The following is a 26,793-nucleotide window of genomic DNA, read 5'->3' as shown; positions in this document are numbered from 1 at the left end:
GTCTCGCGAACGCTAACCGCGCACGAGGCCCCGGTCAAGGAGGAGATCCCCCACTGGAAGGCACCTTGACGCCCCTTCACCCCCTCCCTAGCGTGTCCACGTCCATGAATGCGCGACCCTTCCGGCCGAGGAGTACCACCGATGCCCGCACCCCGCACCCTCCTGCTCACCGGTGCCGCCGGCGGCGTCGGCACCCTCATGCGGGAACTGCTCCCGGAGTACGGCTACGAGCTCCGCCTCCTCGACGTCGCCCCCGTGCCCGGCGCGCCGGACGCGGTCGTCGCCGACCTCGCCGACCGGAAGGCGGTGCGCGAGGCGGTGCGGGGGGTGGACGCGATCGTGCACCTCGCGGGCATCTCCGTGGAGGCCGACTTCGACGCGATCGTCGCGGCGAACGTCACCGGCCTCCACCGGCTCTACGAGGCGGCCCGCGAGGAGGGCGTCCGCCGCGTCGTCTTCGCCTCCAGCAACCACGCCGTCGGCTTCACCCGCCGCCCGCGCGACGGCGAACCGCTCGTCCCGGTCACCACCCCGCACCGGCCCGACACCTACTACGGCCTCTCCAAGTGCTTCGGCGAGGACCTGGCGCAGCTGTACTGGGACCGGCACGGCATCGAGACGGTCTCGGTGCGCATCGGCTCCTGCTTCCCCGAGCCGACGACGGTCCGCATGCTGTCCCTCTGGCTGAGCCCCGCGGACTGCGCGCGCCTGCTGCACGCGGCGCTCACGGCGGAGTCGGTCGGGCACACGGTGGTGTACGGCTCCTCGGCCAACACCCGCGGCTGGTGGGACCTGGCCCCCGCCCTGGCCCTCGGCTACGCCCCCGAGGACGACTCGGAACCCCACGCCCCCCGCCTCCTGGCGGCCCAGGGCCTCCCCGCCCCCGGGGACGAGTACATCGGCGGCGCCTTCACCGCGCCCTGACCCCGCCGGGCGTCCCGGCCTCAGGGACGGTACAGGTGGTGGCCGGTCCAGCCGCCCAGGGGGGTGACGGCCCGCACCCGGAGGCGCGCGTCGCCGGCGATCTCCGCCATCTCCTCGACGGGGACGTGGCCCGGCTTGCCCCGCCGCGGCGTGAGGACGCAGATCGCGCCGTCCTCCGCCAACGGCCCCGTCTCGTCCCTCAGTTCGGACGCCAGGTCCCCGTCCCCCTGCCGCCACCACCACAGCACGGCGTCCGCCGCCTCCCCGGAGGCGTCGTCGAGCAGTTCCCTGCCGGTCACCCGCCGGACGTCGTCCCGGATCTCGTCGTCGGTGTCGTCGTCCGCGCCGAACTCCCGCACCGCCCGCCCCGCCGCGAGGCCCATCGTCTCCGCGTAACCCATCGGCCCGCCCCCTCCCGTGACTGCGCGCGGACCGACCGTACGGAGGGGCCGGAGGGGATGTCCAGGGGCGGGACGCGTCCCGGGCGCGCCACGGGCCCGGCCGGTGATACGGGGGAGCCGGCCGGGCCCGGTTCGACGGCGCGCGCTGGCAGCGCCGGACGCCCCCCACGGTAGGCCGCGACCAAGATCACCGCGAGCCGCGTAACGCGGCCTCTGTCCGGAATGCGCGGTCGGCGGAAGCGCGGGACACCCGGGCGTGCCCGACCGCCTCAGGGGGCCGTCCGCAGCGTCCGGGACGGGGACTCGCCGAACCTCTCGCGGTAGCGCGCGGCGAAGCGGCCCTGGTGGGCGAAGCCCCAGCGCCAGGCGACCTCGCTGACGCTCACCTCGTCCGGCTCGGCCGCCCGCAGCTCCTCCCTGACCCGTTCGAGCCGGACCTCGCGCACGTACGCCATCGGCGACATCCCGACGTACTCCCGGAAGGACTCCTGGAGCCGGCGGACGCTCACGCGCGCGTGCCGGGCGAGTTCGGTGGTGGTGAAGGGGTGCTCGGGGCGCTCGCGGACCGCGTCCATGGCCCGTTTGACGGGGGCCGGGCGGCGCGGCCCCGCGGGGTGGGCGAGCTCGTCCCGCCAGGGGTGGTCGGCGGCAAGCAGCAGGCCGTTGAGCAGTGCCTCCTGGAGCGGGCGGGCGACGAGTTCGTGGTGGGCGAGCCCCTCCCCCGCGAGCGCCTCCGCGGCGACCCGGCGGGCGAAGCGCACCCAGTCGAGGCCCGGGCCGCGCGAGATGTCGAGGCCGGGCCGGAAGGCGAGGGCGCCGTGCGGCGGGCGGCCGAGGAGGCTCTCCAGGCGGTCGCGGAGCTCGGCGGCGCCGACCTTGACGGAGAGGATCCGCCCGTCGCCGCTCCACCGGTCGAGGAAGGTGTCGCCCGCGGGGTCGAGGAGCAGCGCGTCGCGGGCGGAGGCGTACACGGCGGGGCCGCCGCCCTGGCGCATCTCCATGGTGCCGCTGAGCGGCGCGTTGACGTGGTACGCCCCGAGCTCGCCGAAGCTCATGCGGACGTCGGCGCCGCAGCTCAGGTCGCCGATGACGAGCGGCCCGAACTCGACGATGTCGAAGCGGGCGGCGAAGGACCGGTGCTCGTCGACGACGTCCATCCGGCTCGTGTAGTAGCGCGCGTCGAGCTCATGACGCGCCTCGTCGACGTCCCCGGTCTCGAAAGAGCTCCCACCCACAGCACCCACGATGCGAAAGATAATTCATATGACGGACCTGCCCGGGACGGGCAGGATGCCCGGCATGCCACGACCACAGGGATTCGCGTACGAAGAACGCAAGGACGGTTCCGTCGTCCTCACCCACCACGGCCGTGCCGCGGGCGTGCTGCGCGGTGCCAGGGCGGCCAGGTTCCTGGCCGGGGCGGAGTCCGGCGACGTCCAGCTGCTCATGGCCCGCTGGACGGGGGCGTACCGTTTCGGCAACGAGCGGCAGGCCCGGAACCACCCGCGTCACCAGGGTGGCCGAACCCGCCGCGGGTAAGGGAACGGCAAAGCGCCCCGGAGCGTTAGGCCTGGCATGACCGCAATGACCCCCGGCTCGAACCTCCCGCTCACCGCCCCCCGCGTGGCGGTGGACGTCGCCGCCCCCGTGCGGCTCGATGTCTCGGGCCTGCTGCTCGGCGCCAACGGCAAGGTGCGCTCGGACGACGACTTCATCTTCTACAACCAGCCCGCGGGCCCCGGTGTCACCTACCGCTCCGGCGGCGGCACGGCGCCGGACGCGATCCTGGTGGACACCGGCGGCCTGCCCGCCGGCATCGAGAGGATCGTGGTCACGGCCAGTCCGGACGCCGCAGGACAGACCTTCCAGGGCATCGAGCCCACCGCGACCGTCCGCGACGCCGACAGCGGCGCGGTCATCGCCACCTTCACCCCGCCGCAGCTCGCCACCGAGACGGCCCTGGTGGTCGTCGAGATCTACCGGCGCAACGGCGCGTGGAAGGTCCGCGCCGTCGGCCAGGGGTACGCGAACGGCCTGGCCGGCATCGCCACCGACTTCGGCGTGAGCGTGGACGAGGAGCCCGCCGCCGCCCCGGCCGCCCCGCCCGCGCAGGCGGCCCCGCCGGCCCCGCCCGCGCAGACCGTCCCGTCCTTCACGCCCCCGCCGATGCCGCCGGCCCCGCCGGTGGACCCGCGGCTCGCCGCCGCGGCCCCGGCCGCCGCCGCTCCCGCTCCCGCTCCCGCGTCCACCGGCAAGATCAACCTCGACAAGGGCCGGGTCAGCCTCCAGAAGAACCAGACCGTCTCGCTGGTCAAGGGCGGCCGTCCGCTGCTCTCCCAGGTGAAGATGGGCCTCGGCTGGGAGCCCGCCTACCGGGGCAAGGACATCGACCTGGACGCCTCGGTCATCGCGTACGGCCCCCAGCGCAACCACCTGGACAGCTGCTACTTCGGCAAGCTGACCATCCTCGGCGGGGCGGTCCGGCACTCCGGGGACAACCTGACGGGCGAGGGCGCGGGCGACGACGAGGTCATCACCGTCGACCTCGGCCGGCTGCCCGCCGACGCCACCGGACTGGTCTTCACGGTGAACTCCTTCTCCGGGCAGAAGTTCACCGAGGTCGCCAAGGCGTACTGCCGGCTGATGGACGCGGCGACCGGCGAGGAGCTGGTCCGCTTCGACCTGACCACCGCCGAGCCGCAGACCGGCGTGATGATGGCCAAGCTGATCAAGCAGTTCACCGGCGAGTGGGAGATGACCGCGATGGGCGAGTTCGTGAAGTCCCGGACGGTCCGGGGCATGGTGAAGCCGGCCGCCCAGGCGCTCTGAGCGGCCGGAAGGGCCTCAGAACAGCGCGCTGTAGGCGTTGAGCGCGGGCTGGCCGCCGAGGTGGGCGTAGAGCACGGTCGAGTCCCGGCCGATCTCGCCCCGGTCCACCAGGTCGATCAGCCCGGCCATCGACTTCCCCTCGTAGACGGGGTCGGTGACCATGCCCTCGGTGCGGGCGGCGAGCCGCATCGCGTCGAGGGTGGCCTCGTCCGGGACGCCGTAGACGCCGGCGTGGTAGCGCTCGTCCAGCTCCACGTCGGCGCCGGTGAGTCCGCGCTCGACGCCGATGAGCTCGGCGGTGGAACGGGCGATCCTGGTGATCTGCCCGTGGGTCTCGGCGGGCTTCGCGGACGCGTCGATCCCGATGATCCGGCGCGGCCGGCCGCCCTCCTCGGCGAGCGCGGCGAAGCCGGCGACCATGCCGGCCTGGGTGGAGCCGGTCACCGAGCAGACGACGACCGTGTCGAAGAAGACGCCGAGCTCCCGCTCCTGCTCGGCCACCTCGTAGGCCCAGTTGGCGAAGCCGAGGCCGCCGAGCGGGTGGTCGGAGGCGCCGGCCGGGATGGCGTACGGCTTCCCGCCACCCTCCTCGACCTCGCGCAGCGCCTGCTCCCAGCTCTCCTTGAAGCCGATCCCGAAGCCGGCCCGCACCAGCCGCACGTCGGCGCCGGCGAGCCGGCTGATCAGGATGTTGCCGACCTTGTCGTAGACGGCGTCGGGCCACTCGACCCAGCTCTCCTGCACCAGCACGCACCGGAGCCCGGCGCGGGCGGCGACGGCGGCGACCTGGCGGGTGTGGTTGGACTGCACGCCGCCGATGGAGACGAGGGTGTCGCAGCCCTGCGCGAGCGCGTCGGCGACCAGGTACTCCAGCTTGCGCGTCTTGTTCCCGCCGTACGCGACGCCGGAGTTGCAGTCCTCGCGCTTGGCCCACAGCGCGGCCCCGCCGAGGTGGTGCGCGAGCCGCTCCAGCGGATGCACCGGCGAGGGCCCGAAGAGGAGCGGGTAACGGTCGAAGTCGGTGATCGGCACGGCGGGCTCTCCCTGGAGTGGCGGACGGAACGACGAGGGGGACGGAGGCGCGGCGGGCGGCACGGCCCCCGCTCCGCGGCCGCGGGGCGCACGGCTCCGCGGGCGCGGCCGGGTCACACCGGGGCGGGGATGCCGGTGACCTCGGCCACCTCGATGGCGTCGTCGGCCAGTTGTTCGAGAGCGGCCCAGATCTCGCTGGTGATGCGGACGGCCGCCTCCGCGTCACCGGCGGCGCAGGCGTCGATGAGACGGGCGTGGAGGTCGACGGAGCCACAGCTGCCGGAGTCCCCGAAGAGCCGGCGCTCGACCCGGCGGATCAGGGGGGTGTAGCGGTCGATGGTGGCGGCGGCCGCGTGGTTGCCGCTGGCGCCGACGAGGACCTGGTGCAGCTCGTCGTCGGCGGCGAGGGCGGCCTCGACGTCGGAGGCGCGGACGGCGGCGGCGAAGCGCTCGTTGGCCTCGCGCATGGCGCGGATGGCCCCGGGGCCGAGGAGCGGCACGGCGGTGCGGACGGCGAGTTCGTGCATCACCCGCACCACGGAGGCGGCGTCCCGGACGATCCGGCTCACCGGCCGGGTGACCCGGGTGTAGCTCTGCGGCTTCGTCTCCACGAGGCCCTCGACGGTGAGCCGGGCGAGGGCGTCGCGGACGGGGGCGCGGGAGAGCCCGAGACGGTCGGCGAGGTCGCAGTCCTTGAGCAGGGCGCCGGGGGCGAGTTCGCCGCGCACGATCGCCTCGCGCAGCGACTCGTAGGCCCGGTCGCGCAGCAGGGTCCGGCCCACGGGCCGCAGAGCGTCGTCCATGGACTGACAGGTTAGATGTCAGTCCACGGAGGCGACAGGGGCTCGGGGAATCCGGCGGGAACCCGACGGGAACCCTCACGGCTTCCCCGCAGGTGCCGACCGGTCCGACGGTACGTCAGCGGCGGGGCTGGCGGCGCCAGGGGCCGGTGATCGCGACCATGATGCCCGGGTTCTGGATGGAGGCGTACAGGGTGTCGCCGTCGGGCGAGAAGACGACGCCGGCGAACTCGCTGTCGTTGAGGTCGTTGCGCGCGATCGGGTAGGTGCGGCCCGAGTCGGTGGCGCCGACGAGGTGCTGGACGCCCTCGCCGTCCTCGGCGATGACGAGGCCGCCGTACGGGGAGACGGTGATGTTGTCCGGGGAGTCGTACGCGCCGTCCTGCTCGGGCGCGGGGTTCACGCCGAACAGCACCTTGAGGGTGAGGGTGCGGCGCTTGGGGTCGTAGAACCAGACCTGGCCGTCGTGGTCCTCGCCGGGGCTCTCCTCACGGGCGTACGAGGAGACGACGTACGCGCCGCCGTCGGCCCACCACATGCCCTCCAGCTTCCGGCCCCGGGTGACCTGGTCGTCCGTGAACTGCTTGCGGACGGGCGTGGTGCGGGCGTCGCGGTCGGGGACGTCGACCCAGTCGACGCCGTAGACGGTGCCGATCCGGGTGGCGCGGGAGAGGTCGTCGACGAACCGCCCGGCGGAGTCGATGCACCGGGCCGCCTGGAGCACGCCGGCGTCGTCCGCGAGGCCGCGCAGCCGGCCCCGGCCGTGCTCGAAGCCCTGCGGCGGCACCCAGCGGAAGAGGAGGCCGTTGGGGCCCGAGGCGTCCTCGGTGAGGTAGGCGTGGCCGCGCTTGGGGTCGATGACGACGGCCTCGTGGTCGTAGCGGCCGAAGAACTTGAGCGGCTTGGGGTCGAGGTTGGCCCGGCGGTCGCGCGGGTCGACCTCGAAGACGTACCCGTGGTCCTTGGTCATGCCGTTCTTGCCGGCGAGGTCGGAGTTCTCCTCGCAGGTCAGCCAGGTGCCCCAGTCGGTGCGGCCGCCGGCGCAGTTGGTGGAGGTGCCGGCGATGCCGACCCACTCGGCGACGGTGCCGTCGCGGTGCACCTCGACGACGGTGCAGCCGCCGGCCGCCTTCGGGTCGTAGACGAGGCCCTCGGCGAGCGGGACGGGGAACTCCACCTTGGCCCGGTCGCCCTTGATCTCGTGGTTGTTCACGAGGTACGTGGTGCCGCGCGGGCCGGCGAAGGCGGCGGTGCCGTCGTGCTTGGCCGGGGTGAACTCGCCGCTCTCCAGCCGGGTGACGCCGGTGCGGGTGATCACGCGGTAGGTGAAGCCCTCGGGCAGCGCGAGGAGGCCGCCGGGGTCGGCGACGAGCGGGCCGTAGCCGAGACGGTCGTGGCCGTGGCCGCGGCCGCGGCCGTCGCCCTGGCCGTGGTCGCCGTCGTGGTCGTCGCCCGCGAGGGCCTCGGGGGCGGTGGCGAGGACGCCGACGGCGCCGGTGAGCGCGAGGCCGGCGACGGCGGACCTCTGGGTGAACTCTCTGCGGTTGAGGGCCATGGTGTGCGGTTCTCTCCCCTGCTGCTGGCCGGTATGTCGCGCACACCCTCGCGCGCCCGCGGGAACAACGGCTGAACGGCACGGGAACGCCCGCGGAGCGCCTTCCCCGTCCCGGGAGAAGGCGCCGCCCGCCACGGCCGCGGGGCCGGACGGGCGGTCCGGGCGGAGGCCGGTCCGCACCGGTGCGGGAGCGGGGGAGGGTCAGGCCGCGCCGGTGCGGGAGCGGGCCTTGAAGGCGGCCTTGCGGGCCTCCTTGGCGGCCGTCCTGTCCGGGTGGAGCCGGCCCATCGCGTCGAGGACCTCGGCCGTGTACGGGTGCTCCACCCGCCAGGCGGTCTCCAGGAAGCCCGTGTGGCGGCTCGTCAGGCCCTCGACGAGCTCCTGGAGTTCCTCCAGGTCGCCGCCGGCGTCGAGCTGGGCGGCGATGGTGTCCACGGCGAGCCAGAAGATCATGGACTCCGGCGGGGCGGGCACGTCCGCCGCGCCGCGCTCGGCGAGCCAGACGCGGGCGAGGCCGCCGAGCTCGGGGTCGTCGAGGACCGCGCGGACGACCGGCTCCGCCTCGGGGCCGACGAGGGCGAGGGCCTGCTGGCAGTGGAGGCGGCGGAGCGGGGAGGCGGGGTCGGAGCCGCGGGCGGCGGCGAGGAGTTCGGCGGCGGCGGGCACCGGCTCGCGGACGGCGAGCCAGGCCTCGGTCTCGGCGCGGACGGCGGCCTCCGGGTAGCCGGTGAGTCCGGCGAGGAGGGCCTCGGCGTCCCGCTCCGCGAGGTCGCCGACGGCGGGGGCTTCGACGCCGGCCTCGACCATGCGGGCGCGGACGCCGTAGAGGCCGAGCGGGGTGAGCCGGACCATGCCGTAGCGGGAGACGTCCTCGTCGTCGACGGGCGGGGCGGGCTCCTCGCCCTCCTCGGCCATCAGGGCCTCGTCGACGGGCTGGTACTCGACGAGGCCGATCGGCTCCAGGAGCCGGAACTGCTCGTCGAGCCGCATCATCGCGTCGGAGACCTGCTCCAGGACGTCGTCGGTGGGCTCGCCCATGTCGTCGGGGACGACCATGGAGGCGGCGAGCGCGGGCAGCGGCACCGGCCCGTCGCCGGGGCCGGCCTCGCTGACGGTCAGCAGGTAGAGGTTGCCGAGGACGCCCTCCAGGAACTCGGCCTCCGCCTCCGGGTCCCAGTCGAGGGTGTCGAGGTCCAGGCCGCCGTCCTCGTCGAGCAGCGGCTCCAGGTCGTCGAGGACGGGGGCGACGGCGTCGGCGAAGACGGCCTCGAAGGCGTCGAGCCAGAGCGCGAGCACGTCCTTGGGCGCGCCGCCGGTGACGACGGCGAGGTTCTCGCCGGGGGCGGCGGTGCCGGGGGTGTCGTCGTCGGCGCCGTCCTCGACGTCGACGAGGCCGGTGTCGACGGCGAGCCGCCAGGCGTCGCCCGCCCAGTACTCCGCGTCCTCGTCGTCGCCGAGGCCGAGGACGCCGGCGGCGTCCGGCAGCTGCTCGTCGACGAGTTCGCCGCCCGCGCCGACCCGGGTGCCGGGCCCGGCCCAGCGGGCGAGGCGCACGGCGTGGGCGAGGAGGGGGGCGGCCAGGGCGTCCCGAGCCAGCTCCGCGTCCGAGGGCAGCCGGACGGGGGGAAGGGTGGGGTGCTCCGCAGCCATGTGGGGGACTCCTCGACGCGTGCGTGGACTTGTTGGGGTACGCGATGGGGACCGGCGGGAACCGGTCCGGTACCGGTGGGGCCGGCGTCCTCAGCGTAGACGCATCCGGGGGGCCTCCCGTCGGTTCACGGGCCCGTCAGCCTTCGTACACCCGTCGACCCTTGACAAGTGGTGGGCTCTCACAAGAGATTGACGCGCGTAGATCCTGCCGTTCCTCCAAGCACCCTCGGAGCACCCTCATGTCTTCCTCCATACCGAGAACCGCCGCCGTCTCCGCGGTGGTCGCGGCCGCCCTCGCGGCCGGGCTGCTCGCCGGCTCGCAGACCGCCGCGGCCGAGGACGCCGCCGCGGTCCGCATCCACGACGTCCAGGGCACGACGCGGATCTCGCCGCTGGTCGGCAAGCAGGTCACCGGGGTGGCGGGCGTCGTCACCGGCGTCCGGACCTACGGCTCCTCGCGCGGCTTCTGGATGCAGGACCCGCAGGGCGACGGGAACCCGGCCACCAGCGAGGGCCTGTTCGTCTTCACGGGCTCCAACCCGACGGTGGCGGTCGGCGACGCGGTGAGCGTGGACGGAACGGTCACCGAGTACGTCCCCGGCGGCCTGAACTCCGGCAACCAGTCGCTGACCCAGCTCTCCCGCCCGAAGGTCACCGTGGTCTCGAAGGGCAACGCGCTGCCCGCCCCGGTCACCATCGCCCCCTGGTCGGTCCCGGACGCCTACGCGCCCGCGGGCGACCCCGCGAACGGCGGCTCCGTCAACGGCCTGGAGCTGGCCCCCGAGACGTACGCCCTGGACTACTACGAGTCCCTGGAGGGCACCAACGTCCGCGTGGGCTCCTCCCGGGTGGTCGGCGCCACCGACCCGTACTCCGAGCTGTGGGTCACGGTGAAGCCCTGGGAGAACGACAACGAGCGCGGCGGCACGGTCTACGGCTCGTACGAGTCCCAGAACACCGGCCGGCTCCAGATCCAGTCGCTGATCCCGCTCGCGCAGCAGCCCTTCCCGAAGGCGAACGTCGGCGACTGGCTGACCGGTTCGACCGAGGGCCCGCTCGACTTCAACCAGTTCGGCGGCTACACGCTGACCGCCCGCACGATCGGCACCCTCCAGGACATGGGCCTGGAGCGCGAGGTCACCGAGAAGCAGCACAAGAACGAGCTGGCCGTGGCCACGTACAACGTGGAGAACCTCGACCCGAGCGACCCGCAGGAGAAGTTCGACGCGCTCGCGAAGGCGGTCGTCGAGAACCTCGCCGCGCCGGACGTCCTGGCCCTGGAGGAGATCCAGGACGACAACGGCGCCAAGAACGACGGCACGGTTTCGGCCGGCCAGACCCTGAAGAAGTTCACGGACGCGATCGTGGCGGCCGGCGGCCCGGCGTACGAGTGGCGCTCGATCGACCCGGAGAACAACAAGGACGGCGGTCAGCCCGGCGGCAACATCCGTCAGGTCTTCCTCTTCAACCCCGAGCGGGTCTCCTTCGTGGACCGCGCGGGCGGCGACGCGACCACCGCGACCGGCGTCACCGGGACGAAGGGCCGCGCCGCCCTCACCCTCTCCCCCGGCCGGATCGACCCGGCGAACACCGCCTGGGAGTCCAGCCGCAAGCCGCTCGCGGGCGAGTTCGCCTTCCGCGGCCGGACGGTCTTCGTCATCGCCAACCACTTCGGCTCGAAGGGCGGCGACGAGTCGCTCGTCTCCCACCACCAGCCGCCGAACCGTTCCTCCGAGGCCCAGCGCCTCCTCCAGGCGCAGTCAGTCAACGCCTTCGTGAAGGAGATCGTCGCGGTCGACAAGCAGGCGGACGTCCTCGTCGTCGGCGACATCAACGACTTCGAGTTCTCCGCCACGACCGAGGCGCTGACCGACGGCGGCGCCCTCTACCCGGCCGTGGAGTCGCTGCCCCGCCCGGAGCGCTACTCGTACGTCTACCAGGGCAACAGCCAGGTCCTCGACCAGATCCTGACCAGCCCCGGCGTGCACCGCTTCGAGTACGACAGCGTGCACATCAACGCCGAGTTCGCGGACCAGAACAGCGACCACGACCCGCAGGTCCTGCGCTTCCGCCCCTGACCCGCCGGGCCCTCCGGGCCCCCGCTACGCGCCCGCGCTCAGGCTGAGCGCGGGCGCGTACCTGCGCACCCGGCCGCCGACGAGCGCCGGGTGGTGGTGCACCCTGGCCCACGCCTCGCTCAGCGGGGCGTCGTCCGCCAGCCACTTCTCATGGGCCCGCTCGCTCTCCCACTCGGCGTAGTCGAGGACCCGGCAGCCGTCGGCGGAGAGGTGGAACCGGCCGCTGATCCCGCCGGACACGGGCCGCGTCACCGCGTCCTCGTCCAGGGCGTCGAACACGCGGTCCACCCACTCCTCCCGGACGCCCGCGCCGGACGGCTCGAAGTCGGCCTCGACGATGACGACGACCCCGGGCAGCTCCCCCGTGCCCGTCGCGCGGCGGGGGGTGGAGCGGTGGACCGCCCCGTAGCGGCGGAGCTCCACCCGCTCGCTGCCGGGCACGGCGGCGTCGATCTCGGCGTTCCGGTCGTCGCGGTGGGTGCGGACGAAGTCGTCGTACGCCCGCTGCTCCGTCCACTGCGAGTAGTGCAGCAGCGTCTCCCCGTCGGTCCCGGCGAGGACGCTGTACGAGAGCAGGCCCAGGTCCGGCCACGCACGGCTCTCCCAGGCCTTCCGGATCGCCTCGACGACGGCGCGCTGACGCTCGGGGGTGCCGACCCGCCAGGTGCTGACGAGGACGGCGCCGACCCCGGGACGGTCGAGGTCGGGACGGGCATCGGGGCGTGCGACGGCGTTCATGGAGTGTCTCCTCCTGCTCGGTGCGGACGGTTCGACCCTCCTCCCTCAACCTTGGTCGAGGTCAAGGGGCCGAGATGAGAGACTTCCGGCCATGATCCTTCGCCCCGCCACCCGCGCCGAACTCCCCGCCGTCCTCGCCCTCCTCGCCGACGAGGAGCGGGTCGTCGACCCGGCGACGGTCCGGGTCACCGAGGCGTACGAGCGGGCCTTCGCCGCCATCGAGGCCGACGCGCGCAACGAGATGCTGGTCCTGGTGGAGGACGGCCTCGTCCTCGGCTGCCTCCAGGCCACGTACATCCCGGGGCTCGGCAAGGGCGGCGCCGAGCGGGCCCTGATCGAGGCGGTCCGGATCCGGGCCGACCGGCGCGGCGGCGGGCTGGGGCGCCGGCTGATGGAGCTGGCGGCGGACCGGGCCCGCGGGCGCGGCTGCGCCCTCGTCCAGCTGACCAGCGGCAAGGCGCGCGCCGACGCCCACCGCTTCTACGCCTCGCTCGGCTACGCCCGCAGCCACGAGGGCTTCAAGCTGGCCCTCTGACCGGGCATCCCTTCAGGCTGACTGAAGATTCCGGCCAAGCAGATCTAAGTGGACCTTCACGGTCGTCGGCGCCCAGACTTCTCGCATGAGCACTCACCGGCCCTTCGGCCGCGCCCTGTGCGCGATGGTCACCCCGTTCACCGACTCCGGCGCCCTCGATCTCGACGCCGCCGGGAAGCTGGCCGCCCGGCTGCTCGGGAACGGCTGCGACGGTCTGGTCCTCAACGGCACCACCGGGGAGTCCCCGACCACCACGGACGCCGAGAAGGCGGCGCTGATCCGGGCCGTGCGGGAGGCGGTCGGCCCGGCGGCCCCGCTCGTCGCGGGCGTCGGCACGGCGGACACCCGGCACACCGTGGAGCTCGCGCGCCAGGCCGAGGCGGCCGGCGCCGACGGGCTCCTCGTCGTCACCCCGTACTACAGCCGCCCGCCGCAGGACGCGGTCGCCGCCCACTTCCTGAAGGTCGCGGACGCCACCGGCCTGCCGCTGATGGTCTACGACATCCCCGGCCGCACCGGCACCCGCGTCGAGCCCGACACCCTGCGCCGGCTCGCCGCGCACCCGCGCATCACGGCCGTGAAGGACTGCTCGTACGACCTGCTGGCCGCGGCCCGGCTGATCGCCGAGACCGGGCTCGCGTACTACTCCGGCAGCGAGGAGCTGAACCTCCCGCTGTACGCGGTCGGCGGCGCCGGCTACGTCGGCACGGTCGCCAACGTCGCGCCGCGTCCGTTCGCGGCCGTCCTCGACGCGTACGACTCCGGCGACACCGCCCTGGCCGCCCGGCTGCACGCCCGGACGCTGCCGCTGGTCGAGCGGATGACGGCCGGCGGCCTGCCGGGGACGGTCACCGTGAAGGCGCTGCTCGGCGGCCCGGTCCGGGAACCGCTGCGGCCCGCCGGCCGGGAGACGGCCGACGGGCTGCGGGTGCTCCTCGAAGAGCTGCTCCGGGCCTGAAGCGGCCCGGACGGAGCCGGCTCAGGCGGAGTCGGTGGTGTTCGTCCGTCCGAGGATCGCCGCGTGCTCCAGGACGTCCTCCAGCGGATCGTCGATCTGCCCGGTGTGCAGGGTGAGGGCGGGACCGTTGGTCACCGTCGGGCCGTTGTGCGTGTGCGTCTCGTCCGCGGCGGCCGTCCCGGCCGCCAGCAGGACCGCCACCACCGTGAGCACTCCCGCGACCACGTTCCTCGTCCTCGTCCTCATGCCGACTCCTCGCCTTGACCGGGTGCGGTGACTCCGCACCCGGTCAACGCGGAGTCACCGGGTTCAGTTGTGGCTGTGCAGGATCTCGTTGAGGCCGCTCCAGACCGCGTTGTTCGGGCGGGCCTCGACGGCGCCGGTGACCGAGTTGCGGCGGAAGAGGATGTTCGAGCGGCCGGAGAGGTCGCGGGCCTTGACGATCTCGCCGTCGGGCATGGTGACCCGGGTGCCGGCGGTGACGTACAGGCCGGCCTCGACGACGCACTCGTCGCCGAGCGCGATGCCGACGCCCGCCTCGGCGCCGACCAGGCAGCGCTCGCCGATGGAGATGACGACGTTGCCGCCGCCGGAGAGGGTGCCCATGGTGGAGGCGCCGCCGCCGATGTCGGAGCCGTCGCCGACGACGACGCCGGCGGAGATGCGGCCCTCGACCATGGAGGTGCCGAGGGTGCCGGCGTTGAAGTTGACGAAGCCCTCGTGCATGACGGTGGTGCCGGCGGCCAGGTGGGCGCCGAGGCGGACCCGGTCGGCGTCGGCGATGCGGACGCCGGCGGGCACGACGTAGTCGGTCATGCGGGGGAACTTGTCGACGCTCGTGACGGCGAGGTGGAGGCCCTCGGCGCGGGCGTTGAGCCGCACCTTCTCCACGTCGTCGACGGCGACCGGGCCGAGCGAGGTCCAGGCGACGTTGGCGAGCAGGCCGAAGATGCCGTCCAGGCTCTGGCCGTGCGGCTTCACCAGACGGTGGCTGAGCAGGTGCAGGCGGAGGTACGTGTCGTGGGCGTCGAGCGGCTTCTCGTCCAGGGAGGCGATGACGGTGCGGACGGCGACCACCTCGACGCCGCGACGGGCGTCCACGCCGAGGGCCTTGGCGGCGCCCTCGCCGAGGGCGTTCACCGCCTCGTCGGGGGAGAGTCGCGTGGTGCCGGCCTCGCCGGGCTCTTCGGTGAGCTCGGGGGCGGGGAACCAGGTGTCGAGAACGGTGCCGTCGCCGGCGAGGGTGGCGAGGCCGGCGGCGACGGCGCCGGTGGTACGGGGAGCAGTGGTGGTCATGACGGAAAACCTAACGGTCGGGCCCCCGCCCGGGCCAACCGGTCTCAGGTGCCGGGCGGGCGTGCCGGAGCATCCGACGAGCCCCCGGCCTGCGTCTTCGGTCCTTCGTGCAGGATCCGCGCGATCATCTCGCGGGCGTGGGCCTCGTCGTACGGCGCGCCGGTGAGCAGGGCCCGGAGGACGATGCCGTCGGCGAGGGCGACCAGGTCGCGGGCGGCGGCCCGTCCGGCGCGGGGGGCGAGGGCGGCGGTGGCCTCCTCGGCCCATGCGGCGGCGACGGGCCGCAGCGCGGGGCGGCGCAGGGCGGCGAGGTAGAGCTCGTACTCCAGCTCCGCCTGGCTCCGTCCGGCGCCGAGCCGCTCGCCCAGGAGCCGGGCGAGGTCGCCGGCGAGGTCGTCCCCGGCGCGGACGGCGCCGCTCCGCAGCCGTTCGGCGAAGCCCGCGTCGACCCGGCGCAGGGCGGCGACGAGGAGCTCGTCGAGGGAGGAGAAGTGGTACGTGGTGGAGCCGAGCGGCACATCGGCCTCGGCGGCGACCGCGCGGTGGCTCAGCCCGGCGATGCCGTCCCGCCGCACCACCCGCAGGGCGGCGGCCACCAGCCGCTCCCGGCGCTCGGGGTCGTACCGCCGGGGGCGCGGCATCAGTGCGCCCCGCCGAGGTTGAGCACGGCGACCCCGGCGACGATGAGGACGATGCCGGCGACCTTGGCGAGGCTCAGGGTCTCCCCGAGGAAGAGGATCCCGATGCCGGCGACGGCCGCCGTGCCGACCCCGGACCAGATCGCGTAGGCGGTGCCGACCTGGAGGGTCTTGAGGGCCTGGGCGAGGAGCGCGAAGGCGATGAGGTAGCCGGCCGCGGTGATCAGCGAGGGCCAGAGCCTGCTGAAGCCCTCGCTGTACTTCATGGAGGTGGTGGCGATGATCTCGGCCGCGATGGCCCCGGCGAGCAGTCCGTATCCCATGCGCGGGAGGCTACCCACCGTTGTGTACGGGTGTACACAACGGCTGCCGTTACCGTATGGCGCATGACTTATGCCCCTGGGCCGTACGGGTACGGCCACCCGTTCGCCCCGCCGCCGCCGAAGCCCGGCGTGATACCCCTGGCGCCGCTCGACCTGAACCACGTGCTGTCAGGGGCGTTCGGCGCCTACCGCCGGCACTGGAAGGCGCTGTTCGGCATGGCGCTGGCCTCCTACGCGCTGGCCGCCGTGGTGGTCGTCGGCCTCGGCGCGGCCGGCTGGACCGCCCTCTCCGGCCCGTGGGAGGCCATGGGGGACACGTCCTCCACCGGGGACTCCGACCTCTCGAACCTGACGCCGCTCTTCGTCGGCGTCGCCGGGCTCTGGCTGGTCTTCGCCCTGGGGCTGCTGGTCGCGACGGGCCTGCTGCACGGGGCCGTCGCGGTCGTGGTCCAGGAGGCGGTGCTCGGCCGCCGGGTCGGCTTCGGGACGGTGTGGCGCCGGGCCTGGTCGCGGCTCGGCCCGGTGCTCGGCACGGTCGTCCTGCCGGCCCTGGCCGCCCTCGTGCCGATGCTGCTCTTCCTCTTCGGACTCTGCCTGATGCTGGGCGCGATGATCGCGAGCATCGACTCCGGCGGGGGCGACCATGACGGCGCCGGGCTCGCGGTCACCGGTCTGCTCGTCCTGCTCCTGAGCACGGCGACGATGCCGGTCGCCCTCTGGATCTGGGTGAAGTTCAGCCTCGCCCCGACCGCCGCGGTCGTCGAGTCGGCCGGCGCCCTGACCGCCATGCGCCGCTCGGCGCAGCTGGTCCGCGGCTCCTGGTGGCGGGTCTTCGGCTACACGCTGGTGATGCTGCTGATCGTCGGCGGCGTCGCGTTCGCCGTGCAGATGGTGATCTCCGTGGCGACGCAGGCCTCGGTCTTCGGCGCCCCGCTCGCCCAGCACGCCACCCCCGGGACCGTCTTCGCGTCCGTCGCCACCATGGCGATCACGGGCGGACTCCTCCAGTTCCTGACCCAGCTCGTCCTCGGCCCCCTGCTGCCGCTGACCTCCGGCCTCCTCTACGTCGACCAGCGCATCCGCAAGGAGAACCTGGCTCCGGTCCTGGCCGCGACGGCACGGACCTGACGGACGTGGGGAGGGGCCCCCGGCAGTGCCGGGGGCCCCTCCCCACGTCCGTCAGGTCGCGTCTCAGACGTTGAAGCCGAGCGCGCGGAGCTGCTCGCGACCGTCGTCGGTGATCTTGTCCGGGCCCCACGGGGGCATCCAGACCCAGTTGATCCGCAGGTCGCTGACGATGCCGTCGGTGGCGGATCGGGCCTGGTCCTCGATGACGTCGGTCAGCGGACAGGCCGCCGAGGTCAGCGTCATGTCCAGCGTCGCGACGTTGGAGTCGTCGATGTGGATCCCGTAGATCAGGCCGAGGTTGACCACGTCGATGCCCAGCTCGGGGTCGACGACGTCGTACAGCGCCTCGCGGATCTCTTCCTCGGAGGCCGGCTTGATCGTGGCCTCGGTGTTCTCAGTCATGCCGACTTCCTCTCCGCGTCGCCCAGGGCCTGGGCGGTCGCGTCCTTCCACGCCATCCAGCTGAGCAGCGCGCACTTGACCCGGGCCGGGTACTTGGAGACGCCGGCGAACGCGACGGCGTCCTCCAGCACCTCCTCCATGGCGTCGTCGGGCTCGACCTGGCCCTTGGACTGCATGAGCTCCAGGAAGGTCTCCTGGATCTTCCGCGCCTCGGTCAGCTCCTTGCCGACGAGCAGCTCGTTGAGGACGGAGGCCGAGGCCTGGCTGATGGAGCAGCCCTGGCCCTCGTACGAGACGTCCGCGACGCGCTCGCCGTCGTACTTCACGCGGAGCGTGATCTCGTCGCCGCACGTCGGGTTGACGTGGTGCACCTCGGCGTCACCGTCCCGCAAGCCCCGCCCGTGCGGGTGCTTGTAGTGGTCCAGGATGACGTCCTGGTACATCGAATCCAGCTTCACAGCGCGTCCCCTAGCCGAAGAAGTTCCGGACGTGCTCCAGCCCCTCGACCAGGGCGTCGACCTCGGCCGGGGTGGAGTACAGATAGAACGACGCCCGCGTGGTCGCAGGAATTCCGTACCGCAGGCAGACCGGCCGCGCGCAGTGGTGGCCGACCCGGACCGCGATGCCCTGCTCGTCGAGGACCTGGCCCACGTCGTGCGGGTGGATGTCCCCGAGCGTGAAGGAGATCGCCGCGCCGCGGTCCTCGGCCGTGGTGGGGCCGATGATCCGCAGGTCCGGGACCTCCTGGAGGCGGCGGACGGCGTACTCGGTGATCGCGTGCTCGTGGCGCGCGATGTTCTCCATGCCGATCGCCGACAGGTAGTCCACGGCCGCGCCGAGGCCGACGGCCTGGGCGATCGGGGGCGTGCCCGCCTCGAACTTGTGCGGGGCCGGGGCGTAGGTGGAGGAGTGCATCGAGACGGTCTCGATCATCTCGCCGCCGCCGAGGAAGGGCGGCAGGTCCTCCAGGAGCTCCTGCCGTCCCCACAGCACGCCGATGCCGGTCGGGCCGCACATCTTGTGGCCGGTGAAGGCCACGAAGTCGGCCTGGAGCGCCTGCACGTCCAGGACCTGGTGCGGGGCCGCCTGCGAGGCGTCGATGCAGACGAGCGCACCGACCTCCTGGGCGCGCCGGACGATGGTCTCGACCGGGTTCTGGGTGCCGAGCAGGTTGGAGACCAGCGTGAAGGAGACGATCTTCGTCTTCTCCGTGATGACCTCTTCGATGTTCGACAGGTCGAGACGGCCGTCGTCGGTGAGGCCGAACCACTTCAGCTTCGCGCCGGTGCGCTGCGAGAGCAGCTGCCACGGGACGATGTTGGAGTGGTGCTCCATCTCCGTGATGGCGATCTCGGTCTCGTGGTCCACGCGGTAGGGCTCGTCGGCCCAGCCCAGCATGTTGGCCACGAGGTTGAGCGACTCGGAGGCGTTCTTGGTGAAGATCACCTCGTTGCGGCTCGGCGCGTTGACGAAGGCGGCGACCTTGTCGCGGGCGCCCTCGTACAGCGCGGTGGCCTCCTCGGCGACCGTGTAGACGCCCCGGTGGACGTTGGCGTTGTGCCGCTCGTAGTAGGCGTTGAGCGCGTCGAGGACCTGGCGCGGCTTCTGCGAGGTGGCCGCGGAGTCCAGGTACACGATCTTCTTGCCGTCGTGGACCGTGCGATCCAGGAGCGGGAAGTCCTTGCGGATCGCCTCGGTGTCGAGGAGGCCGGTCAGCCCCTGATGGGCGGAAGTCACGCGGATGCGCCACCCTTCACGTACTTGTCGTAGCCCTCGTTCTCCAGCTGGTCGGCGAGCTCGGCGCCGCCGGACTCGACGATGCGGCCGTTCGCGAAGACGTGCACGAAGTCGGGCTTGATGTAGCGCAGGATGCGCGTGTAGTGGGTGATCAGCAGGGTGCCGACCTCACCGGTCTCGCGGACGCGGTTGACGCCCTCGGAGACGATGCGCAGGGCGTCGACGTCGAGGCCGGAGTCGGTCTCGTCGAGGATCGCGATCTTCGGCTTGAGGAGCTCCAGCTGGAGGATCTCGTGGCGCTTCTTCTCACCGCCGGAGAAGCCCTCGTTGACGTTGCGCTCGGCGAAGGCCGGGTCCATGGAGAGCTTCTCCATGGCCTCCTTGACCTCCTTGACCCAGGTGCGCAGCTTGGGGGCCTCGCCGCGGATGGCGGTGGCGGAGGTGCGCAGGAAGTTGGAGACCGAGACGCCGGGGACCTCGACCGGGTACTGCATGGCGAGGAAGACGCCGGCGCGGGCGCGCTCGTCGACGGACATCTCCAGGACGTCCTCGCCGTCGAGGGTGACGGTGCCGCCGGTGACCGTGTACTTGGGGTGACCCGCCAGGGAGTACGCCAGGGTCGACTTGCCGGAGCCGTTGGGGCCCATGACCGCGTGGGTCTCACCCTGCTTGATGGTCAGGTCGACGCCCTTGAGGATCTCGCGGGGGCCGTTCTCCGCCTCGACGGAGACGTGCAGGTCGTGGATTTCGAGCGTTGCCATGGGTGACTCAGGACTCCTGGGTGACGGAGACGAGCACATCGTCCCCTTCGATCTTTACGGGGTACACGGGGACGGGGCGCGTCGCGGGAAGACCGGACGGCTTGCCGGTGCGGAGGTCGAAGCTGGAACCGTGCAGCCAGCACTCGATGGCGCAGTCCTCGACCTCGCCCTCCGAGAGGGAGACGTTGGCGTGCGAGCAGATGTCGTTGATCGCGAACACCTCGCCCTCGGTGTGGACGACCGACACCGGCGTGCCGTCGACCTCGACCCGCTTCGGGGTGTCGGCCTCCAGCTCGCTGAGCGCGCAGACGCGGACGAAGGCCATCAGACGGAGGCCTCCAGCTCGGCCTCGACCTTGGCGATCAGGCGCTCCTCGACGTCCGGCAGACCGATCTGCTGGACCAGCTCGGCGAAGAAGCCGCGGACGACGAGGCGGCGGGCCTCGGTCTCCGGGATGCCGCGGGCCATCAGGTAGAAGAGCTGCTCGTCGTCGAAGCGGCCGGTGGCGGAGGCGTGGCCGGCGCCGGCGATCTCGCCGGTCTCGATCTCCAGGTTCGGCACCGAGTCCACCCGGGCGCCGTCGGTGAGGACGAGGTTCCGGTTGAGCTCGTAGGTGTCGGTGCCCTCGGCGGCGGCCTGGATGAGGACGTCGCCGATCCAGACCGCGTGCGCGTCCTGGCCCTGGAGCGCGCCCTTGTAGGCGACGTTCGAGGTGCAGTGCGGGGTGTTGTGGTCGACGAGGAGGCGGTGCTCCTGGTGCTGGCCGGCGTCGGTGAAGTACAGGCCGAAGAGCTCGGCGGAGCCGCCGGGGGCCGAGTAGCTGACGCGCGGGTGGAGGCGGACGACGTCACCGCCGAAGGTGACGACGACCGACTTGAAGGAGGCGTCCCGGCCGAGCAGCGCGTTGTGCTGGGCGACGTGGACGGCGTCCTTGTCCCAGTCCTGCACGGAGACGACGGTGAGCTTGGCGCCGTCGCCGAGGACGAAGTCCACGTTGGCGGCGAGCACCGCGTCACCGGTGTGGTCGATGACGACGACGGCCTCGGCGAAGGCGCCGAGCTCGATCACCTGGTGGCCGAAGGCGACGCCGCCCTGGCCGTGCACGGCGACGCGGATCGGCTCGCTGAGGACGGCCTCCTTGGCGACGGTGACGACCGACGCCTTCTCGAAGGAGGAGTACGCCTGGGCGGCGACGCGGTCGACGGGCTTGCCGGCCTTGCGCAGGCGCTCGTCGTCGCGGCCGACGGTCTCCACGGTGACGCCCTCGGGGGCCTCGATCTCGACCCGGACGCCCTCGCCGGTGGCGACGGCGGTGCCGTCGTGCAGACCGCGGAGGCGGGCGAGCGGGGTGAAGCGCCACTCCTCCTCGCGGCCGTGCGGGACGGGGAAGTCCGCGACGTCGAAGGACGGCGGGGCGCTCATGCGGGTGGCGACGGTGGACTCGGCGGCCACCGCGATCGAGCCGGCGGTCGTGGAGCCCGCCGGGATGTTCTGGGCGTCAGCCATGGCTGTCGTGTTGCTCTCTTCCTGCGTAAAGAATCGGTCGCTGCGGTACGGGCGGGGCGGTGGCGGTACTAGCCGACCGCGCCTTCCATCTGCAGCTCGATCAGCCGGTTCAGCTCCAGCGCGTACTCCATCGGCAGCTCCTTGGCGATCGGCTCGACGAAGCCGCGGACGATCATCGCCATGGCCTCCTGCTCGGTGAGGCCGCGCTGCATCAGGTAGAAGAGCTGGTCCTCGGAGACCTTGGAGACGGTGGCCTCGTGGCCCATGGTGACGTCGTCCTCGCGCACGTCCACGTACGGGTACGTGTCGGAGCGGGAGATGGTGTCGACGAGCAGGGCGTCGCAGAGGACGTTGGACTTGGCGCCGGGGGCGCCCTCGCCGATCTCGATGAGGCCGCGGTAGGAGGTGCGGCCGCCGCCGCGCGCCACCGACTTGGAGACGATGGACGAGGAGGTGTTCGGGGCCAGGTGGACCATCTTGGCGCCGGCGTCCTGGTGCTGGCCCTCGCCCGCGAAGGCGATGGAGAGCGTCTCGCCCTTGGCGTGCTCGCCCATGAGGTAGACGGCCGGGTACTTCATGGTGACCTTGGAGCCGATGTTGCCGTCGACCCACTCCATGGTGGCGCCCTCGTAGGCGACGGCGCGCTTGGTCACCAGGTTGTAGACGTTGTTCGACCAGTTCTGGATCGTCGTGTAGCGGCAGCGGCCGCCCTTCTTCACGATGATCTCGACGACCGCGGAGTGCAGCGAGTCGGAGGAGTAGATCGGGGCGGTGCAGCCCTCGACGTAGTGGACGTAGGCGTCCTCGTCGACGATGATCAGCGTCCGCTCGAACTGGCCCATGTTCTCCGTGTTGATGCGGAAGTAGGCCTGGAGCGGGATCTCGACGTGCACGCCCTTCGGCACGTAGATGAACGAGCCGCCGGACCAGACGGCCGTGTTCAGCGAGGCGAACTTGTTGTCGCCGACCGGGATGACGGTGCCGAAGTACTCCTTGAAGAGCTCCTCGTGCTCCTTCAGCGCGGTGTCGGTGTCGACGAAGATGACGCCCTGCTCCTCCAGGTCCTCGCGGATCTGGTGGTAGACGACCTCGGACTCGTACTGGGCCGCGACACCGGCGACGAGGCGCTGCTTCTCCGCCTCCGGGATGCCGAGCTTGTCGTACGTGTTCTTGATGTCCTCCGGCAGCTCCTCCCAGGAGGCAGCCTGCTTCTCGGTGGACCGCACGAAGTACTTGATGTTGTCGAAGTCGATGCCGCCGAGGTCGGAACCCCAGGTGGGCATGGGCTTCTTGTCGAAGAGGCGCAGACCCTTGAGACGCAGCTTCAGCATCCACTCGGGCTCGTTCTTCTTCGCGGAGATGTCGCGGACGACGTCCTCGTTCAGACCGCGCTTGGCCGTGGCGCCGGCCGTGTCGGAGTCGGCCCAGCCGTATTCGTACCGACCCAGGCCCTCGAGCTCGGGGTGGCTGATCTCGGTGGTCATGCGGGGTTCCTCCCGGCCGTGCTTGCGGATGCTGATTCGGTGGTCTGTGGGGTGCTGTGCGGGATGAACGTGGTGCAGACGCCGTCGCCGTGGGCAATGGTGGCCAGGCGTTGGACGTGCGTTCCGAGGAGGCGGGAGAAGATCTCCGTCTCCGCCTCGCACAGCTGGGGGTACTGCTCGGCGACGTGGGCGACCGGGCAGTGGTGCTGACAGAGCTGCTCGCCGACCGGCGCGTTGCGCGCAGTGGCAGCGTACCCGTCCGCCGTCAGGGCCTTGGCCAGAGCCTCGGCCCGGTGCTCGGGCTCCACCGACTCGACGGCCTCGCGGTAGCTCTCGGCCTGGGCCTCGATCCGGTCGCGGGCGAAGGCCGCCACGGCGGCCTCTCCCCCGGCGTTGCGCTCGATCCAGCGGAGCGCCTCGACGGCGAGGGAGTCGTACGACTGGTCGAAGGCGTCCCGGCCGCCGTCGGTGAGGGCGAAGACCTTCGCGGGGCGGCCGCGGGTACGGGCGCCGTAGACGCGCTTCTCGCGGGCCTCGACGACCCGCTCGGCGACGAGCGCGTCGAGGTGCCGGCGGACGGCGGCCTGGGTGAGGCCGAGCCGTTCCGCGAGGTCGGCGACCGTCGAGGGGCCGTGGTCCAGGATGGACCGCGCGACCCGGTTGCGGGTCGACCGCTCTCGGGTCGCGAGTTCCTCCACAGGAGCCGCGCCAAGGTTTTTCACAACGCCATTGTTGCGTAATTAATCGGGCAGTGACAAGCGACACCGAAAGTCACCGCGATGGCGTGCATCACTCAGGTAAGGCTTACCTGACCTGCGGAAACGATCATTGGTGGGATGAATCGAGGCCGTCCCCGCCGGCCGGTCCCCCCTCGTCGGGGGCCGCCGCCGGCCGCCCCGCCGCGCCCACCGGGTCCCGAGGACGGCCGCCTCACGGGGCGCCTCGACCCCCGGGTCGTCGCCGAAGGAGACGCGCGCGTCCGCCCCTCCGGCCGGCCCTGGACGAACCGCCCCACCCGCACCCCGGCGGGGAAACGGACGAGGACCGCGTCGAGCGCCCCGGGCCGGCCCGCAGCGCCGGCGGGAACCGGAACAGCACCGGCCCCAGCCGGTCCCCGAGCGCCCCGGCCCCTCCCCACCGGGGCCACGGCCCGGCCCGCCCCGGCGGGTCCTTAGACTTCCCGGCATGCAGAACGAGTCCGTCGGCACCGCCGTCCGCGTCCGCGGCCTGGTCAAGCGGTACGGCACCAAGACCGCCGTCGACGGCCTCGACCTCGACGTGCGGACCGGCACCGTCACCGCCGTCCTCGGCCCCAACGGCGCCGGCAAGACCACCACCATCGAGACCTGCGAGGGCTACCGCAGGCCGGACGCCGGCACCGTCCGCGTCCTCGGCCTCGACCCGCTCGCCGACGCCGCCGCCCTGCGCCCCCGCGTCGGCGTGATGCTCCAGTCCGGCGGCGTCTACTCCGGCGCCCGCGCCGACGAGATGCTCCGCCACATGGCGAAGCTGCACGCCCACCCGCTCGACGTCGACGCGCTGATCGAACGCCTCGGCCTCGGCTCCTGCGGCCGTACGACCTACCGACGGCTCTCCGGCGGCCAGCAGCAGCGGCTGGCCCTCGCCATGGCCGTCGTCGGCCGCCCCGAGCTCGTCTTCCTCGACGAGCCCACCGCCGGCCTCGACCCGCAGGCCCGCCGCGCCACCTGGGACCTCGTCCGCGAGCTGCGCGCCGACGGCGTCACCGTGGTCCTCACCACCCACTTCATGCAGGAGGCCGAGGAGCTCGCCGACGACGTCGCCATCGTCGACGCCGGCCGGGTCGCCGCCCAGGGCAGCCCCGAGCAGCTCTGCCGCGGCGGCGCCGAGAACACCCTCCGCTTCACCGGCCGCCCCGGCCTCGACCTCGGCTCCCTGCTGAAGGCCCTCCCCGACGGCACCGAGGCCGCCGAGCCGCTCCCCGGCACCTACCGGATCACCGGCACCGTCGACCCCCAGCTGCTCGCCACCGTCACCACCTGGTGCGCCCAGCACGGCGTGATGCCCGACCGCATCTCGGTCGAACGCCACACCCTCGAAGACGTTTTCCTGGAGCTCACCGGCAAGGAGCTGAGGTCATGAAGGCGGGCAAGCCCGAGATCCGCCGGGGACCCGGGGGCCGCCCCCCGGGAAAGCACAGCCCGGAACCGACCGGCAAGGAGCTGCGCGCATGAGCGCCGGTACGTACGCGCCGAAGCCGGGGGCCGCCCCCGTCGTACGGATGATCGCGGCCCAGACGGCCCTGGAGACCCGGATGCTGCTCCGCAACGGCGAGCAGCTCCTCCTCACGGTGATCATCCCGTCCCTGCTGCTCGTGCTCTTCTCGACCGTCGACGTCGTCGACACGGGCGACGGCGAGGCCGTGGACTTCCTCGCCCCCGGCGTCCTCGCGCTCGCCGTGATGTCCACCGCCTTCACGGGCCAGGCCATCGCCACCGGCTTCGAGCGCCGCTACGGCGTCCTCAAGCGGCTCGGCGCCTCCCCGCTGCCCCGCTGGGCCCTGATGACCGCCAAGACGCTGGCCGTCCTGGTCACCGAGGTCCTGCAGATCGTGCTCCTGACCGCGATCGCGTTCGGCCTCGGCTGGTCCCCGCACGGCAACCCGCTCGCCGTGCTGCTCCTCCTCGTCCTCGGCACCGCCGCCTTCTCCGGGCTCGGCCTGCTGATGGCCGGCACGCTCAAGGCCGAGGCGACCCTCGCCGCCGCCAACCTGGTCTTCCTGCTGCTGCTCGTCGGCGGCGGGGTGATCGTCCCGCTGGAGAAGTTCGGCGCGGCCGGCGACGTGCTGGCGCTGCTGCCCATCTCCGCCCTCTCCGACGGCCTCAGGGACGTCCTCCGGGACGGCGCGGGGATGCCGTGGGCCGGCGCGGCGGTCCTCGCCGCCTGGGCGGTCCTGGGACTCGGCGCGGCGGCCCGGTTCTTCCGCTGGGAGTAGCGAAGGGCACTCAGAGGGTGACGTTTCCCGACAAGGCACCCCTCGTGAAAGCGTGCACAAGCCCCCGCCTACGATAGGGCCCGTGCAGACCCCCCTCGCCTTCATCGCCCAGCGCTGGACGCCGTCCCCCCGGATCCTCCGGCGCGCCGCGCTCTCCGCCGTCGTGATGAGCGTGCTCATCATCGTCACGGGTGGCGCGGTCCGGCTGACCGGTTCCGGTCTCGGCTGCGACACCTGGCCGAAGTGCACGGACGACAGCCTCTTCGCCACGCCCGAGCAGGGCCTCCACGGAGCCATCGAGTTCGGCAACCGGATGCTGACGTACGTCCTGTCGGCGGCCGTCGGCTGGGCGATCATCGCCGCCCGTTCGACCAAGCCGTGGCGGCGGAACCTCACCCGCTGGGGCTGGGCTCAGTTCTGGATCGTGATGAGCAACGCCGTGCTCGGCGGCATCACCGTCTGGATGGGCCTCAACCCGTGGACGGTGGCCGGCCACTTCCTCGCCGCCAACGCCCTGCTCACCGTCGCCGTGATCACCTGGCACCGGGCCGGCGAGGGCGACACGGCCCCCCGCCCGCGCGTGCCCGGTCCGGTACGGAAGCTGTCCTGGGCGATCGCGATCGTCTCGGCCCTGCTGATCGCCCTCGGCACCACGGTGACCGGCGCCGGCAAGCACGCGGGCGACAGCAGCGACGTGCCCCGCATGCCGTGGGACTGGACGAACGCCGCCCACGTCCACGCCATCGCCGCCTGGGTCGTCTGCGCCCTCGCCGTCGCGATGTGGCTGGTGCTGCGCGTGGTCGACGCCCCGGACGACACCCGCGCCCGCGCCCGCGACCTGCTGATCGTGCTGTTCCTCCAGGGCGGCATCGGCTACGTCCAGTACTTCACCGGCGTCCCCGAGCTCCTGGTCGCCGCCCACATGCTCGGCTCCTCGCTGATGTGGATCGCGGTGGTGCGCCTGACCCTGAGCCTGCGCGAGCGCCCGGCGGCCACGCCGGAGATCCCGGCCCAGGCGGACCCGGAGCTCGCGAAGGCGTGAGC

General features: G+C 72.8%; 29 protein-coding genes. 10 read left to right on the top strand and 19 right to left on the bottom strand.

All coding sequences use genetic code 11. From position 1 onward, the window contains the following. Window positions 1–141 precede the first annotated feature (141 nt). Window positions 142–924, top strand: coding sequence for an NAD-dependent epimerase/dehydratase family protein (locus IE245_RS22530; RefSeq protein WP_189950416.1), 783 nt, complete (start codon window positions 142–144; stop codon window positions 922–924). A 20-nt stretch (window positions 925–944) separates the two neighbouring features. Here IE245_RS22530 and IE245_RS22525 read toward each other — a convergent pair whose 3' ends face one another. Beyond that, window positions 945–1,325, bottom strand: a complete 381-nt coding sequence (locus IE245_RS22525; RefSeq protein ID WP_189950414.1) for a DUF3052 family protein — start codon at window positions 1,323–1,325, stop codon at window positions 945–947. Window positions 1,326–1,594: 269 nt separating this feature from the next. After that, window positions 1,595–2,560, bottom strand: a complete 966-nt coding sequence (locus IE245_RS22520) for an AraC family transcriptional regulator (protein WP_229851445.1) — start codon at window positions 2,558–2,560, stop codon at window positions 1,595–1,597. 64 nt (window positions 2,561–2,624) lie between these two features. Between IE245_RS22520 and IE245_RS22515 the strand changes: the two genes are divergently transcribed. After that, window positions 2,625–2,864 (top strand): hypothetical protein, encoded by a 240-nt coding sequence (locus IE245_RS22515; RefSeq protein ID WP_189950412.1) that lies wholly within the window; start codon window positions 2,625–2,627, stop codon window positions 2,862–2,864. 45 nt (window positions 2,865–2,909) lie between these two features. Further along, window positions 2,910–4,154: a TerD family protein gene (locus IE245_RS22510; RefSeq protein ID WP_189950561.1), complete on the top strand. Its 1,245-nt coding sequence runs from the start codon at window positions 2,910–2,912 to the stop codon at window positions 4,152–4,154. Window positions 4,155–4,169: 15 nt separating this feature from the next. On the opposite strand, the gene IE245_RS22505 is transcribed toward IE245_RS22510, so the two are convergent. The 4 genes from IE245_RS22505 to IE245_RS22490 form a co-directional block, all read right to left on the bottom strand. Continuing rightward, complete coding sequence (locus IE245_RS22505; RefSeq protein WP_189950410.1) at window positions 4,170–5,186, bottom strand: 1-aminocyclopropane-1-carboxylate deaminase; 1,017 nt, start codon at window positions 5,184–5,186, stop codon at window positions 4,170–4,172. A 113-nt stretch (window positions 5,187–5,299) separates the two neighbouring features. After that, window positions 5,300–5,989, bottom strand: coding sequence for a GntR family transcriptional regulator (locus IE245_RS22500; RefSeq protein ID WP_189950408.1), 690 nt, complete (start codon window positions 5,987–5,989; stop codon window positions 5,300–5,302). A gap of 115 nt (window positions 5,990–6,104) precedes the next feature. Further along, entirely contained in the window at window positions 6,105–7,541 is a 1,437-nt protein-coding gene (locus IE245_RS22495; RefSeq protein ID WP_189950407.1) for an alkaline phosphatase PhoX, read from the bottom strand. A 201-nt stretch (window positions 7,542–7,742) separates the two neighbouring features. Beyond that, complete coding sequence (locus IE245_RS22490) at window positions 7,743–9,191, bottom strand: hypothetical protein (RefSeq protein WP_189950405.1); 1,449 nt, start codon at window positions 9,189–9,191, stop codon at window positions 7,743–7,745. Window positions 9,192–9,430: 239 nt separating this feature from the next. Here IE245_RS22490 and IE245_RS22485 point away from each other — a divergent pair, with 239 nt between their 5' ends. Further along, window positions 9,431–11,269, top strand: coding sequence for a DUF8508 domain-containing protein (locus tag IE245_RS22485; RefSeq protein WP_189950403.1), 1,839 nt, complete (start codon window positions 9,431–9,433; stop codon window positions 11,267–11,269). A 24-nt stretch (window positions 11,270–11,293) separates the two neighbouring features. Here the strand turns inward: IE245_RS22485 and IE245_RS22480 are convergent, their stop codons facing one another. Beyond that, window positions 11,294–12,007: an antibiotic biosynthesis monooxygenase gene (locus tag IE245_RS22480; protein ID WP_189950400.1), complete on the bottom strand. Its 714-nt coding sequence runs from the start codon at window positions 12,005–12,007 to the stop codon at window positions 11,294–11,296. Between the two features lie 91 nt (window positions 12,008–12,098). Between IE245_RS22480 and IE245_RS22475 the strand changes: the two genes are divergently transcribed. Beyond that, window positions 12,099–12,542, top strand: coding sequence for a GNAT family N-acetyltransferase (locus IE245_RS22475; RefSeq protein WP_189950397.1), 444 nt, complete (start codon window positions 12,099–12,101; stop codon window positions 12,540–12,542). An 85-nt stretch (window positions 12,543–12,627) separates the two neighbouring features. Then, window positions 12,628–13,500, top strand: a complete 873-nt coding sequence (gene dapA / locus IE245_RS22470; protein ID WP_189950395.1) for a 4-hydroxy-tetrahydrodipicolinate synthase — start codon at window positions 12,628–12,630, stop codon at window positions 13,498–13,500. Window positions 13,501–13,521: 21 nt separating this feature from the next. Here dapA and IE245_RS22465 read toward each other — a convergent pair whose 3' ends face one another. The 4 genes from IE245_RS22465 to IE245_RS22450 all read right to left on the bottom strand — a co-directional run bounded on the left by IE245_RS22465 (window position 13,522) and on the right by IE245_RS22450 (window position 15,757). Continuing rightward, window positions 13,522–13,746, bottom strand: a complete 225-nt coding sequence (locus IE245_RS22465; protein ID WP_189950394.1) for a hypothetical protein — start codon at window positions 13,744–13,746, stop codon at window positions 13,522–13,524. A gap of 63 nt (window positions 13,747–13,809) precedes the next feature. Next, window positions 13,810–14,796 carry a 2,3,4,5-tetrahydropyridine-2,6-dicarboxylate N-succinyltransferase gene (gene dapD / locus IE245_RS22460; RefSeq protein ID WP_189950392.1) on the bottom strand — a complete coding sequence of 329 codons (987 nt, stop codon included), beginning with the start codon at window positions 14,794–14,796 and terminating at the stop codon, window positions 13,810–13,812. 44 nt (window positions 14,797–14,840) lie between these two features. Then, complete coding sequence (locus IE245_RS22455; RefSeq protein WP_189950390.1) at window positions 14,841–15,437, bottom strand: TetR/AcrR family transcriptional regulator; 597 nt, start codon at window positions 15,435–15,437, stop codon at window positions 14,841–14,843. After that, the gene (locus tag IE245_RS22450; protein WP_189950388.1) at window positions 15,437–15,757 is read right to left on the bottom strand and encodes a DMT family transporter; all 321 of its coding nucleotides are present in this window, start codon (window positions 15,755–15,757) and stop codon (window positions 15,437–15,439) included. Before IE245_RS22450 ends, IE245_RS22455 begins: the two co-directional genes overlap by 1 nt. Window positions 15,758–15,820: 63 nt before the next feature. On the opposite strand from IE245_RS22450, the gene IE245_RS22445 reads away from it, so the two are divergent. After that, window positions 15,821–16,885 carry a DUF7847 domain-containing protein gene (locus tag IE245_RS22445; protein WP_189950386.1) on the top strand — a complete coding sequence of 355 codons (1,065 nt, stop codon included), beginning with the start codon at window positions 15,821–15,823 and terminating at the stop codon, window positions 16,883–16,885. Between the two features lie 63 nt (window positions 16,886–16,948). Here the strand turns inward: IE245_RS22445 and IE245_RS22440 are convergent, their stop codons facing one another. The 8 genes from IE245_RS22440 to IE245_RS22405 form a co-directional block, all read right to left on the bottom strand. Further along, window positions 16,949–17,287: a metal-sulfur cluster assembly factor gene (locus IE245_RS22440; protein ID WP_189950384.1), complete on the bottom strand. Its 339-nt coding sequence runs from the start codon at window positions 17,285–17,287 to the stop codon at window positions 16,949–16,951. Next, a complete protein-coding gene (sufU, locus tag IE245_RS22435; RefSeq protein WP_189950383.1) occupies window positions 17,284–17,745 on the bottom strand; it encodes a Fe-S cluster assembly sulfur transfer protein SufU in 462 nt (153 codons plus the stop codon). Before sufU ends, IE245_RS22440 begins: the two co-directional genes overlap by 4 nt. Window positions 17,746–17,755: 10 nt before the next feature. After that, window positions 17,756–19,024, bottom strand: a complete 1,269-nt coding sequence (locus tag IE245_RS22430) for a cysteine desulfurase (protein ID WP_189950380.1) — start codon at window positions 19,022–19,024, stop codon at window positions 17,756–17,758. Further along, window positions 19,021–19,785 (bottom strand): Fe-S cluster assembly ATPase SufC, encoded by a 765-nt coding sequence (gene sufC / locus IE245_RS22425; RefSeq protein ID WP_189950378.1) that lies wholly within the window; start codon window positions 19,783–19,785, stop codon window positions 19,021–19,023. The genes IE245_RS22430 and sufC overlap by 4 nt, the downstream gene beginning before the upstream one ends. A 7-nt stretch (window positions 19,786–19,792) precedes the next feature. After that, complete coding sequence (locus tag IE245_RS22420) at window positions 19,793–20,110, bottom strand: bifunctional 3-phenylpropionate/cinnamic acid dioxygenase ferredoxin subunit (protein ID WP_030322524.1); 318 nt, start codon at window positions 20,108–20,110, stop codon at window positions 19,793–19,795. Beyond that, the gene (gene sufD, locus IE245_RS22415; protein ID WP_189950376.1) at window positions 20,110–21,291 is read right to left on the bottom strand and encodes a Fe-S cluster assembly protein SufD; all 1,182 of its coding nucleotides are present in this window, start codon (window positions 21,289–21,291) and stop codon (window positions 20,110–20,112) included. The genes IE245_RS22420 and sufD overlap by 1 nt, the downstream gene beginning before the upstream one ends. A gap of 68 nt (window positions 21,292–21,359) precedes the next feature. Then, on the bottom strand, window positions 21,360–22,775 hold the full coding sequence (sufB, locus tag IE245_RS22410; protein WP_189950374.1) for a Fe-S cluster assembly protein SufB: 1,416 nt from the start codon (window positions 22,773–22,775) through the stop codon (window positions 21,360–21,362). Further along, complete coding sequence (locus IE245_RS22405; RefSeq protein WP_189950372.1) at window positions 22,772–23,497, bottom strand: helix-turn-helix transcriptional regulator; 726 nt, start codon at window positions 23,495–23,497, stop codon at window positions 22,772–22,774. The genes sufB and IE245_RS22405 overlap by 4 nt, the downstream gene beginning before the upstream one ends. 463 nt (window positions 23,498–23,960) lie before the next feature. Between IE245_RS22405 and IE245_RS22400 the strand changes: the two genes are divergently transcribed. The 3 genes from IE245_RS22400 to IE245_RS22390 all read left to right on the top strand — a co-directional run bounded on the left by IE245_RS22400 (window position 23,961) and on the right by IE245_RS22390 (window position 26,791). Beyond that, on the top strand, window positions 23,961–24,896 hold the full coding sequence (locus IE245_RS22400; protein WP_189950370.1) for an ABC transporter ATP-binding protein: 936 nt from the start codon (window positions 23,961–23,963) through the stop codon (window positions 24,894–24,896). A gap of 88 nt (window positions 24,897–24,984) precedes the next feature. Further along, complete coding sequence (locus IE245_RS22395; protein ID WP_189950368.1) at window positions 24,985–25,749, top strand: ABC transporter permease; 765 nt, start codon at window positions 24,985–24,987, stop codon at window positions 25,747–25,749. Window positions 25,750–25,822: 73 nt separating this feature from the next. Further along, the gene (locus tag IE245_RS22390; protein WP_229851446.1) at window positions 25,823–26,791 is read left to right on the top strand and encodes a COX15/CtaA family protein; all 969 of its coding nucleotides are present in this window, start codon (window positions 25,823–25,825) and stop codon (window positions 26,789–26,791) included. The last annotated feature ends 2 nt before the right edge of the window (window positions 26,792–26,793 follow it).

The sequence above is a fragment of the Streptomyces roseolus genome (assembly GCF_014649855.1).
Taxonomy (GTDB): Bacteria; Actinomycetota; Actinomycetes; order Streptomycetales; family Streptomycetaceae; genus Streptomyces; species Streptomyces roseolus.
Note: the sequence above shows the minus strand (reverse complement) of the source record. Positions and strands in the feature narration are given on the sequence as shown.